The sequence below is a fragment of the Flavobacterium psychrotolerans genome, assembly GCF_003097635.1.
GTDB lineage: Bacteria > Bacteroidota > Bacteroidia > Flavobacteriales > Flavobacteriaceae > Flavobacterium > Flavobacterium psychrotolerans.
In genome coordinates, this window is sequence record NZ_QCZI01000001.1 from 270,248 (window position 1) to 283,018 (window position 12,771).

At 33.9% G+C, this 12,771-nt stretch carries 10 protein-coding genes; 5 read left to right on the forward strand and 5 right to left on the reverse strand.

The window, feature by feature from the left end; genetic code table 11:
- Positions 1-71: 71 nt before the first annotated feature.
- From DB895_RS01235 to DB895_RS01250, 4 genes are all read left to right on the forward strand, one after another.
- Positions 72-596, forward strand: coding sequence for a hypothetical protein (locus tag DB895_RS01235; RefSeq protein WP_116723518.1), 525 nt, complete (start codon positions 72-74; stop codon positions 594-596).
- A gap of 71 nt (positions 597-667) precedes the next feature.
- Positions 668-1,195, forward strand: coding sequence for a superoxide dismutase family protein (locus DB895_RS01240; RefSeq protein WP_116723519.1), 528 nt, complete (start codon positions 668-670; stop codon positions 1,193-1,195).
- A gap of 371 nt (positions 1,196-1,566) precedes the next feature.
- Entirely contained in the window at positions 1,567-3,621 is a 2,055-nt protein-coding gene (locus DB895_RS01245) for a S9 family peptidase (RefSeq protein ID WP_116723520.1), read from the forward strand.
- Positions 3,622-3,707: 86 nt separating this feature from the next.
- Complete coding sequence (locus DB895_RS01250) at positions 3,708-4,748, forward strand: PLP-dependent cysteine synthase family protein (RefSeq protein ID WP_116723521.1); 1,041 nt, start codon at positions 3,708-3,710, stop codon at positions 4,746-4,748.
- Positions 4,749-4,936: 188 nt separating this feature from the next.
- Here DB895_RS01250 and DB895_RS01255 read toward each other — a convergent pair whose 3' ends face one another.
- Positions 4,937-5,626 (reverse strand): response regulator, encoded by a 690-nt coding sequence (locus DB895_RS01255; RefSeq protein WP_116723522.1) that lies wholly within the window; start codon positions 5,624-5,626, stop codon positions 4,937-4,939.
- A gap of 154 nt (positions 5,627-5,780) precedes the next feature.
- Positions 5,781-6,194, reverse strand: coding sequence for a DUF4293 domain-containing protein (locus DB895_RS01260; RefSeq protein WP_116723523.1), 414 nt, complete (start codon positions 6,192-6,194; stop codon positions 5,781-5,783).
- Between the two features lie 179 nt (positions 6,195-6,373).
- Here DB895_RS01260 and rho point away from each other — a divergent pair, with 179 nt between their 5' ends.
- Positions 6,374-8,110 (forward strand): transcription termination factor Rho, encoded by a 1,737-nt coding sequence (gene rho, locus DB895_RS01265; protein WP_116723524.1) that lies wholly within the window; start codon positions 6,374-6,376, stop codon positions 8,108-8,110.
- Positions 8,111-8,192: 82 nt separating this feature from the next.
- On the opposite strand, the gene DB895_RS01270 is transcribed toward rho, so the two are convergent.
- The 3 genes from DB895_RS01270 to DB895_RS01280 all read right to left on the reverse strand — a co-directional run bounded on the left by DB895_RS01270 (position 8,193) and on the right by DB895_RS01280 (position 12,771).
- Complete coding sequence (locus DB895_RS01270; RefSeq protein WP_116723655.1) at positions 8,193-9,284, reverse strand: endonuclease; 1,092 nt, start codon at positions 9,282-9,284, stop codon at positions 8,193-8,195.
- A gap of 178 nt (positions 9,285-9,462) precedes the next feature.
- The gene (locus tag DB895_RS01275) at positions 9,463-10,677 is read right to left on the reverse strand and encodes an RsmB/NOP family class I SAM-dependent RNA methyltransferase (protein ID WP_116723525.1); all 1,215 of its coding nucleotides are present in this window, start codon (positions 10,675-10,677) and stop codon (positions 9,463-9,465) included.
- Positions 10,678-10,794: 117 nt separating this feature from the next.
- Positions 10,795-12,771 carry a KUP/HAK/KT family potassium transporter gene (locus DB895_RS01280; RefSeq protein ID WP_116723526.1) on the reverse strand — a complete coding sequence of 659 codons (1,977 nt, stop codon included), beginning with the start codon at positions 12,769-12,771 and terminating at the stop codon, positions 10,795-10,797.

The following is a 12,771-nucleotide window of genomic DNA, read 5'->3' on the forward strand; positions in this document are numbered from 1 at the left end:
CAAAATCAGTGCGGTTTTTTTATTAAATAAAAATGAATATTTTAGCACAAAAATAAATTAAAACCATTAACATGAAAATATTAGGAATAGGTTCCCGAATCAATCACCATGAATTTGGGAAAGGAGTTATCACCAATGTATCCGCTAAAGAATATTGGGTAACCTTTATTGAAAATGGGTTGGAGACCATTGCCTTTGAAAGTGAATTTGAGGTGATTGAAGCCACAGAAAATGAGGTCGATACGGTGAGTTTTCATGATGTAGAAAAAAGCTTACTCCATCTTTTGAAAAAATGGTCCGATATTTCCGAAATCGTTCCTATTGCTGACAAATGGAAAGGCGGAAAAATAATTTTAGACCCAGGTCAAGCAGGATTGGCCTCGAAAGAAATTCCAATCGATACTTTTTTTCACAAGATTATTATGGTTCGAGACCGAGTTCGGGTAATGGAACAAAAAATCAATGCCAGCAAAATTGAGGAAATTGAAAAAATTGAGTTGCAACAATATATAACTCGAATTTATGGTAGTTTAACTACTTTCAATGTGTTATTCAAATCGACTAATGATTATTTTGTTGGAGAAAAAACAAAATAGATTTTACAATTAAAACTACTACTTCTAAAAAATTATGAGTAAATTTATTCTATAATTTAATCTAAAAAGTCATGAAAAAAATAATCCTTTCAATCGTTCTACTAATTGTGGTTATTATTGGATGTAAAACCAACTCTTCAAATGGTGTAACAAATAAATTAAATGTGACTTTTGAACCTAAAAGCGACAGCAAAGTTAGCGGAAAAGGCACTTTTACAGAAAAAAATGGCGAGGTGACTTTTGTGGCCAATTTCAAAAAATTGAAACCAGGCATTCATGCCATCCATATCCACGAAAAATCAGATTGTTCGGCTGCAGATGGAAGTTCGGCTGGAGGACATTGGAACCCAACATTCAAAAAACACGGTAAACTAAGTGAAGGTGAATCTCATAAAGGCGATATCGGAAATTTTACCACCGATGAATATGGCAATGGAACCATCATGATAACAACTAAAGAATGGTGTATTGGTTGTGGAGATGCAACAAAAGACATTCTTGGAAAAAGTTTGATAGTACATCAAGGTCCGGACGATTATGTTTCACAACCTGCGGGGAATTCTGGTGCCAGAGTGGCTTGTTCTGCAATTATTAAATAACCATAATACTTAAAAAAGCGGTTATTTGGGTAATCTTTATTTTTCCAATAAAGAATTAGTATAGGTTAGGTATTTTATTTTTATTGTAGAGCTATGAGAGTAGCTTTCAACAATCTGTTATTACTTTGTTTATCAATCCAAACGGAGTGAAAAAGCGGTTTTATTACCTTTGTTTTTTTATATGAATTTGTTTCAATTTACTATCATTACTGCTTGATCTCCAGAAAATCAATGCGGATTTAGTCATTAATGCCACTTATTATTAATAAAACCACAGTAACATTCCGTTAATTTTAATGAAAAATAGATTTATCTTAAGTTGTCTTTGTATTACTTTTGCATTAATTTCCATAAGAATTAAAGCTCAAAAAATGACAGAAAAAATGCAAGCACCCGTTGCTAAAATAATTCCTACAATTTTAGAAAAACACGGTGATGTTAGAATAGACAATTACTTTTGGCTCAACGATAGAGAAAATCCCGATGTCATTGATTACTTAAATAAAGAAAATGATTACTACAATGCTTTAACTGCCGATTCCAAAAAGTTTCAGACGCAATTGTTTGACGAAATGAAGAGCCGAATCAAAGAAGATGACGAATCGGTTCCTTATTTATACAACGGATATTATTACATTACACGCTTTGAAACTGGCAATGATTACCCCATATATTCACGAAAAAAAGGAAGCCTTGAGGCAAAAGAAGAAATCATGTTCAATTGCAACGAAATGGCAAAAGGACAAAAATATTTCCAATTGAGCGGGTTAAGCATCAGCACCGACAATCAGTTTGCCACATTTGCTCTTGATGTCATAGGAAGACGCATTTATACCCTGCAAATAAAAAATCTGATTACAGGCGAAATCCTTTCGGATAGGATCGAAAATGCCACTGGAAATTCGACTTGGGCAAATGACAATAAAACTATTTTTTATACCAGACAAGACGAAAAAACCTTGCGTTCTGATAAAGTTTTCAAACATAAATTAGGAACCGAAACTGCAAATGACAAATTGGTTTTCTTTGAAAAGGACGATACTTTCAATGTTTCTGTGGCAAAAGAAAAATCGAAAAAATATATTGTTATTGGTTCTTCAAGTACCTTGACAACGGAATACCGTACTATTTTAGCAGATAATCCCGACGATAAATTCAAGGTTTTCCAAAAAAGAGTTCGTGGTTTGGAATACAGTATTTCACACTATGGAGACAGTTTTTATATCGTGACCAATATCAATAAAGCCATCAATTTCAAGTTGATGAAAACTCCAGAAACGGCAACATCAAAAGAAAATTGGACAGATTTGATTCCGCACAGAAATGATGTTTTAATTGAAGATATTGACATATTCAAAAATTATCTGGTGGTTTCCGAAAGAAGCAACGGTCTGAATACCATTCGGATCATGCCTTGGAGCGGAAAAGGAGAATATTATCTGCCTTTCGAGATTGAGACCTATACGGCATATACGACTGCAAACGTAGATTTTGATACAGATATATTACGCTACGGCTATCAATCAATGGCTACACCTTCCTCCGTAATTGATTTCAACATGAAAACCAAAGAAAAGGAAATCAAGAAAGAACAACAGGTTCTGGGAGGGAAATTCGACAAAAACAATTACACCGAAGAACGCATTTGGGCCACAGCTGCTGACGGAACGAAAGTACCAATTTCTATGGTTTACAGAAAAGGATTGGAGAAAACTGGCAAAAATCCATTGTTGCTTTATGCGTACGGCTCATATGGAATATCAATGGATCCCTATTTTTCTTCCACTCGTTTGTCTCTTTTAGATAGAGGTTTTGTTTATGCCATCGCGCACATTAGAGGAGGAGAAGACCTGGGAAGACAATGGTATGAAGATGGTAAATTATTGAAAAAGAAAAATACATTTACCGATTTCATCGACTGCTCTAAATTTGTAATTGAACAAAAATATACTTCCGCAGCACATTTATATGCCGAAGGAGGTTCAGCAGGCGGATTATTAATGGGTGTTATTGTAAATATGGCGCCACAATTATACAACGGTATTATTGCCCAAGTCCCTTTTGTAGATGTAATAACAACGATGCTCGACGATACGATTCCATTAACAACAGGAGAATATGACGAATGGGGAAATCCAAATGTTAAAAAATATTACGATTACATGAAGTCATATTCACCTTATGACAATGTAAAAGCACAGGATTACCCCAACATGTATATTTCTACGGGATTGCATGATTCCCAAGTACAGTATTGGGAACCAGCAAAATGGGTGGCCAAATTAAGAGTCTCAAAAAAGAATAATAAGTTACTTTTTTTAGATACAAATATGGATGCAGGCCACGGTGGTGCATCGGGGAGATTTGAAGCACTAAAAGAACTAGCCAAAGAATTTAGTTTTTTATTAGATTTAGAGAAAAATTGAAATTTTATTAGTTTTTTTTTGTTAAATTTGCATAGTGTTAAGGTCAATAGATATTCAATATAATTGTCTTGATTAACTTTTTTTTTATGAAAGAAGAAATAAAAGCTTACAATAATGTACTGGAATTAATAGGGAACACACCACTTATTAAGCTCAATAAGGTTACTGAAAATTTAGATGGGAATTTTTATGCTAAAGTGGAAGCATTTAATCCTGGTCATTCCACTAAAGATAGAATTGCTTTATTTATTATAGAAGAGGCCGAAAAGCGAGGTATCCTTTCTCCTGGCGATACCATAATAGAAACAACATCTGGAAATACCGGCTTTAGTCTAGCCATGGTGAGTATCATAAAAGGTTACAACTGTATTTTAGCCGTTAGTTCAAAATCCTCAAAAGATAAAATTGACATGCTTCGCAGTTTGGGAGCAAAAGTATACGTTTGTCCTGCGCATGTTTCCGCTGATGACGATCGTTCCTACTATAGCGTGGCCAAGAGGTTGCATGAGGAAACTAAGGGTTCCGTGTATATCAATCAATATTTCAACCAATTAAATGTTGATGCCCATTACAAATCTACAGGGCCAGAAATCTGGGAACAAACCAACGGTAAAATCACACATCTTATTGCTTGTAGCGGAACAGGTGGAACTATTTCTGGAACAGCAAAATATTTAAAAGAACAAAATCCAAATATCAGAATTTTAGGAGTTGATGCTTTTGGTTCCGTATTGAAAAAATACCATGAAACAAAAGAGTTTGACAACAATGAAATTTATCCATACCGAATTGAAGGTTTAGGAAAAAACTTGATTCCAACGGCAACAGATTTTGATGTTATTGATCATTTCATGAAAGTGACCGATGAGGAAAGTGCTCATGTTACAAGAGAAATTGCCAAAAGAGAAGGATTGTTCGTAGGATACACTTCAGGAGCGGTACTCCAAGCCATCAGACAATATGCTGCCGAAGGAGAGTTTGATAAAAATAGTAATGTTATTGCAATTTTCCCTGACCATGGTTCCCGATACATGAGCAAAGTATTTAGTGATGACTGGATGAATGAGCAAGGTTTTTTTGATAGCGTTCATGCCGAAGGAGCTCAGCAAATTGAATTTATTAAATAACAAACCAGTATTTCAAATTCTACATTTTTTTTAAATAAAACAGTTTGTATCAAGTATAGCAACCGCTTTGATATAAAATTAATGGCAATCATTACTTAATTCAATAAGTAATGATTGCCATTAACATAAAGAGAAAGCATGCATAAAATTAAATTGCTTTTTTCTAATTATTTTATATTGTAGAACTTCTAATCAATCACGTCAGATTCTCCTTTCAAATTATCGATTAAATTATTTCTAATCGCGTATTTTGCTAATCCTATAGAACTCTTCACATTCACTTTTTTCAATAAATTTTTTCGGTGTGTTTCTACTGTATTGGCACTTATGAATAATTTTTCACCTATCTTTTTTCCACTGAATTCTAGTGCAATAAGTTTTAAAATAACCAATTCTCTTTGAGTTAAATTAATGTCGGCTACTATTTTATTTTGACTCCATTCTTGATTATTTTGAACAAAAGAGTTCAATATTTTTTCGTGCATTATTTTACAAAAATATTCCTCTCCTTTAGTAACTTCGACAAGGGCTTCAATAATGCTTTCTGCCGCACTTTGTTTGGTTAAGTACCCACGAGCCCCTAATTTCATAACCTCCCGAACCAATTTTAAATCATCGTAACTAGAGAGTACAATAACTTTAAAAGGTCGTTTTAGACGCGAATATTCTTTCAACACTTCAATACCGTCAATTTTAGGCATATTAATATCCATAATAAGAATATCCGCATCTGAAATAGTAACATCTTCAATAAGATTGACGCCATTTAATGAATAACCAACGACTTCAAAATTTTCATTGGATTTAATCACCGCTTTCATTCCTTCAATAAGCATCTGATGATCATCTGCCAGGTAAACTTTAATTTTATCCTCCATAGTAGAAATTCATTTCAACAAAGTTAACCAAAATCATTGGTAATCATATCATTAAATATAGTGATATTTTAAACCAATTATTTTGTCCTAAACAAAAAAAACCCGAACGTATTGTCCAGGTTTTTCTTCGCACTAATAAACTAATATTATAGGTTTATCTCAATCGATCCGCAGATTTTACGAGATCTTCATCCTTCTTAATGGCTTTGTTGGCCAAAACTAAAAAAACGATAGAAATAATAGGTAGAAACATCCCAATACCCTTCTCAGAAACAAGCACTGTCTCTCCAGATAGATTTAACGAACGATATACAAATAATCCTAATAAAATTAAATTTAATATGATATTCAATCTGCCAATAACAAATTGATGCTGTCTCTTTTTATAAAATAAAATGCTCAATAAAGATAAAGAAGTACTCAAACCGAATAATATGGCGTAAAATTGGTTTGCCATAAAATAATATTCCTTGCCATCACTCAAAGTCCACAAAGGGAAAAAAAATGGTAACACTCCAGTAACAACCAGCGCAAATAGTAAGTAAACCGTTTGTATTCTCTGAATCATATATTATTTTTATAGCACAAAAATATATTTTCTTTTTAAGAAATACTATTGTATCACAAATTTTATTCGTATTATTGCATAACAAAAACGTAATCACTTCATTTTACGAGCATTTCCAAAGGTAAAATACACTACACATTTTATATCGTATCCAAATCAATTAAATTCAAATAACATTCATGTTTGATATTTCCGCATTAAAAGAAATGAAGCTTTCCGAGCTTCAAGAAATAGCTAAGTTAGCAAAAAGCATAAAGATTAATGGCGTTAAAAAAGAAGCGTTAATCTCTCAAATTTTGGAGAATCAATCCACAACACAAGACAATAATCCTGTAGTAAAAGAAAATACAGATACTATTGAAGACAAGCCTAAAAGAGCTCGGATTACACCAGAAAAAAAACCTGCAATTCAAAAAAAGAATACCAAAACTCTTTTTTCAGAAATAGTTGAAACTCCCATTTTACCAAAAGAAGAAGAAAAAAAAGAAAAAAATTCCGAACTAGAAGAAACCGTTGCTGTTGCTATAGAAACTCCAAAAGTAATTAAATTCAAAAAGTCAGATTACGAAAAAAAAATTGCAATTAAAGCAGAAAAAACAGTACCCAGTGAAGCAGTAAATCAACCAGAAATTAATGGGCCTGCCATCTTGGACATAAAGACTGAAATTAAAGCTCCTGAAAAAAAGATAAATCCAAACCAGCTACACAAATTAAATCAAAACGGTAATGGAAATCCGAACCAAAACAGCAATCCAAATTTCAAAAGCAAGAAAAGCAATTTTAGAGATGCCGATTTTGAATTTGACGGCATCATAGAAAGTGAAGGTGTTCTTGAAATGATGCCAGACGGATACGGATTTTTACGATCATCCGATTATAATTATTTGGCTTCGCCTGATGACATTTATTTATCGACTTCCCAAATCAGACTGTTTGGTTTAAAAACAGGAGATACTGTAAAAGGAGTTGTCCGCCCGCCTAAGGAAGGCGAAAAATTCTTTCCATTGGTTCGTGTTTTAAAAATTAACGGTCATGATCCTCAGGTGGTTCGTGATCGGGTATCTTTTGAGCACTTGACGCCCGTTTTCCCTACAGAAAAATTCAGATTAGCAGAGAAAGGGAGTTCAATTTCTACTCGAATAATCGATTTATTTTCACCAATAGGAAAAGGGCAACGTGGAATGATTGTAGCACAGCCCAAAACTGGTAAAACGATGTTATTAAAAGACATTGCCAACGCCATTGCAGCCAATCACCCTGAAGTGTATTTAATTGTGCTTTTGATAGACGAACGTCCTGAGGAAGTTACAGACATGCAACGTAGTGTTCGCGGTGAAGTAATCGCTTCTACTTTTGACAGAGAACCTCAAGAACACGTAAAAATAGCGAATATCGTTTTGGAAAAAGCGAAACGATTAGTTGAATGTGGTCATGACGTTGTGATTCTATTGGATTCCATTACACGTTTAGCGAGAGCTTATAATACCGTACAGCCTGCTTCTGGAAAAGTATTGAGTGGTGGCGTAGATGCCAATGCCTTACAAAAACCAAAACGTTTTTTTGGTGCCGCAAGAAATGTAGAAAATGGAGGTTCACTAAGTATCATAGCTACTGCCTTAACGGAAACCGGTTCTAAAATGGACGAGGTTATTTTTGAAGAATTCAAAGGAACAGGAAATATGGAATTACAGTTAGATCGTAAAATTGCGAACAAACGTATTTTCCCCGCTATTGATTTGACCTCATCCAGCACCCGTAGAGACGACTTGCTGCTAGACGAAAAAACATTGCAACGCATGTGGATTATGAGAAAATACCTTTCTGACATGAATCCTGTAGAGGCAATGGATTTTATTAATGAACGATTCAAGAAAACCAGAAACAACGAAGAATTCCTGATTTCTATGAATGATTAAGTTCAAAATAGCAATTAAAAAAAACTCCGATAAGAATGAAATTTCATATCGGAGTTTTTTTATTGGAATTATTTACATGGTATTAATTCACAATTACTTTTTTAGTTACTGATTGGTTGTTTGAAGTCAATTTCAAAAAATAAAACCCTTTCGATAAGTTTTCTAACGTATACGTATTGTTTTGTAATAGTGGGTTCTTAATTTGCTGAATTATTTGTCCATTAACACTAATCAAATTGATTTCATCAAGAACAGTTTCAGTTTGAATGTCGATTCTATGATTGTTAGTTGGATTTGGATATACAGAAACACCAGCCAATATATCATATGTACTAACAGCTAGTATTGGGGAACCCCAAACGCTAGTTACATAGGCATTATTGTCAATATATGGATTTCTGTTTTTTTGGCGTGCATAAATCGCATTATTTCTTGCTATTTCCCTTGGGCTAACTGGATCTTGGGCATTCCAGGTTAAAAGAATGTTTTTGTAAGCATCCGTAAAAACTTGATCGGAGGTTCCGTTAAACGGAGCATATGAATTCCCCCAAGTCGTGATTACATTTTCATATCGGGTAGCAAAATAAAAATACATTCTTGCAATATCCCCCTTAAACTCGTCAATGGGTTCAAAAACCATTCCGGTAAAACCCGTAGCATATCCCGTGTTTGAAGCAGATCCCAACTTAGATCCATTTAGGGTTGTTTTACTCGCAGTCCCTACTTTCCCATGAGGATAATTAGATCTTAAGCCATTTACAGTCCCATCGGTAGGCGTAATAAAATGGGCATCTGAAACCATTGGGGATTCAGAATTAAAGATGGATTGCGGAATAATATGTTCTCTATTATAACAATCTCCTTCTTTAGAATAACTGCCACATCTTTGTGCTGATCCAGAAGAAAAATTGTAAGGATCTGCCCCAGTTGGGTTTTCTGAATACATATCCAAAATTGTCCCGTCTTTTTCATAACTAACATCAATGTCAGATGTTAAATAAGTATTATACAAACCCTGATATGACTGGTCTGTATGACCTTTAATAATATTATATAATTGTGTTTTCAACGCATACCCTGTTCCTGTGGCGTTATTATAATATCCTGCTGGTGCTTGGGCAAAACAGAAAGAAACAAGAAGAAGTAAGGATACTAAATAGTAATTTTTTTTCATTGTGGCATTAATAAAATTAAGTATAAATTTTGTTTGGGGTAACAAATTTAATTCATATTCTGTTGTAAAAATTATTTTTGACAACATAATTTAATATTTCCATTAAATTTTAACAGTTTTAATAAATAAAAACTTTCTAAACAGTATTTAGAGAGTTTGACATGCTTAATAGAATCAATTATTCCTTTCGCTCTAACAATGCCATATAAAAACCATCAAAGCCAGATTCAGAAGCCAAAATTTTAGAATCTTTCACAAAAATGAAGTTTTTACCTGTATCTGTTGTTAAAAAATGCTTGATTTGTTCTTGGTTCTCGGAAGGCAATACAGAACAAGTGGCGTATACTAATTTTCCCCCAGGTTTCACAATTTTAGAATAATTTTCTAAAACTTCCGCTTGAACTTTTCGAATGTTATCTATAAATTCGGGTTGTAGTTTCCATTTGGCATCTGGATTTCTTTTCAGAACGCCTAATCCGCTACAAGGAGCGTCAATTAAAACCCTGTCCGCTTTTTCGTGTAATTTTTTGATGACTTTTGTGGTGTCAATAATCCGGTATTCTATGTTAAAAGCTCCATTTCTTTTGGCACGTAATTTTAATTGCTTCAATTTACTTTCATACAAATCCATCGCAATTAATTGGCCTTTATTTTCCATTAAAGAGGCAATATGCAACGTTTTCCCACCAGCACCGGCACAAGTATCTACCACGCGCATTCCGGGTTTTACATCCAAGAAAGCGGCAACCAATTGCGAATTGGCATCTTGGACTTCAAAAAAACCTTGTTTGAAAGCATCTGTCAGAAAAACATTGGCACGTTCTTTCAAAACTAAGGCATCCGGTTGATTTTTCAAAAATTCGGTCTCAATATTCAAGTCCATTAGAATGGCATGCAATTTTTCTCTAGTTGTTTTAAGAGTATTCACTCTCAAAATTACTTTTGCGGGTTGGTTTTGAGCAGCAATTTCGGTTGCCCAAACTTTTTCGCCAAGCTCTTTTACGCCCAACTCATCCATCCAATCTGGGATAGACTCCTTAAGAGCTCTAATTTTTGAAAGTTCGTCAAAACGTCCTTTTATTTTTCGTTCCGGAGTTCCTTCTAATTGTCTCCAGTCTGGTATTGGATATCCGCGTAAAACAGCCCAAACAGAAAACATTCTCCAAAGATTATCCCTATCAAACGGTTCTTTTACTTCGGCAATTTCCGCATACAATCTTTTCCATCTTACGATTTCATAGATGGTCTCAGCAACAAATTTTCTATCGGAACTCCCCCACCGTTTGTCTTTTTTTAAAGCTCTCGCAACCACTTTATCGGCATATTCTCCTTCATTAAAAATCGCATTCAGCGAATCTATCGTAGTATAAACTAAATTTCTGTGTAATCTCATTTTTTATAATTGAGGTGCAAAGGTACTCTTTAATGATGAATGTTGAAGTATAAATGATAAATGTTGCTTTTGTCTATTGCAAAAAAAAACACTGTTTAGGGCAGTGTTTCCATTTAATTATTGGAGTCTTATTAGATCAATTTTTTCTGGCGGATGCAATACTAATGGAAATTGTTCAATTTTGACAGAACTACTATCTAATCCAAATGCATTCCCTTCAGACAAACTGAATTTTTTAATTAAGAAATATGTATTCATAATAATTTTCTCATGCCACAATAAATCACTGTCATTTGATATGAATTTTTCGGACAATACAAATTTAAAGTCTCCAAGAATATTGTTTTTACTCAACGATTCATAACGACTGGTTACATCAACTTCACCGTTTTTCACCATATCCGTCAACACTTCTTTGAACATCAGATTAATTTTCGTTGGCTCTCTAAAACCTAAATTGAAATCAATCCTAAACAAGTCATCTTCAATTATTTTGGTTACTTTATACTCTTTTCTATATGGTTCATTTAAGATGTTTACGTGAACAAACCAATAAATATCAGCTCTTTTTGGTCGTTTTTGCAAAATAGAATACATCACTTTTTCTTCTATTTCATCCGTTCTGCCTGCATTTGTCATATATACTAAATGTGTCGCATATTTAGGGATTGACAAATCGACACTTAACTCGGCCATTACTTTTTTATAATCGTCAATTTTAACAAATTTGGTGTAATTTTTACTAATTTGTTTGGCTAAATACCAGGTGGTCATAATAAGAATCAGGAGAATTGCTATGAATAGAGTCACATACCCCCCTTCGGCAAATTTTGTGATATTTGCCATAAAAAAACTAAATTCAATTACAGTGTATATGGCAATTAAAGGCATTATAAAATACAACTTTACCCTTTTCATGATCAAATAGAAATTAAGTAATACCGTAGTCATTATCATACATAATATAATAGCCAATCCGTAAGCGTGTTCCATATTGCTGGATTCTTCAAAATGTAGCACTATACCAATACAGCCCAATAATAGCAACCAGTTAATAGATGGAATGTACAATTGCCCCTTTAATTCTGTAGGATATTTTATTCTTACTTTTGGCCAAAAGTTTAATCGCATCGCTTCATTTATTAAGGTAAATGAACCGCTAATTAAGGCCTGAGAAGCAATTACCGCGGCAAGAGTGGCTATTACGATTCCGATAGGCTGAAACCAAGTTGGCATTGATAAATAAAACGGGTTCGAGTTCGATCCGCCCAAGCTTCTAAGCGTTTCTCCTTCGTGTTGTATCAAATAAGCGGCTTGTCCAAAATAGTTTAATAGCAAGGTTATTTTTACAAATATCCAACTTATTCTAATGTTTTTTCTTCCACAATGTCCCATATCCGAATACAAGGCTTCGGCCCCCGTGGTACACAAAAACACAAATCCCAACACATAAAAACCTTCAGGATTAATACCTTTATCAGCAATTAATAAGTGATAGGCATAGTAAGGATTAATGGCTTTAAGAACTTCTAAATTACTTGATATTTGTATAACTCCTAAAATCCCCAACATCATAAACCACAGGAACATAATAGGCGCAAAAAACTTACCAACAAGCTTTGTGCCAAATTGTTGAATGGTAAACAAAACAAAAAGTATCCCAATTACAATTGGAATCGTATTTATTTGTGGATAAAAAGTTCGAATACCTTCTACCGCAGAAGAAACGGAAATGGGTGGCGTGATGATTCCATCCGCTAGTAGCGCACTTCCCCCTATAATGGCGGGAATAATGAGCCATTTAATTTTGGTTCGTTTAACCAATGCGTATAAAGCAAAAATTCCCCCTTCACCATGATTGTCGGCACTTAGGGTAATTAAAACATATTTTATTGTAGTTTGCAATGTTAATGTCCAAAAAACACAAGAAACACCTCCTAAAACCAGTGCTTTATTAATTGCGAAGTCAAGGCCAAGTATAGCCTTCATCACATATAATGGGGAAGTTCCAATATCTCCGTAAATTATTCCTAAAGAAATTAATAATCCACCTAAAGTTAATTTACTGTGAAGATCGCTATGTTGAGTGCTCAT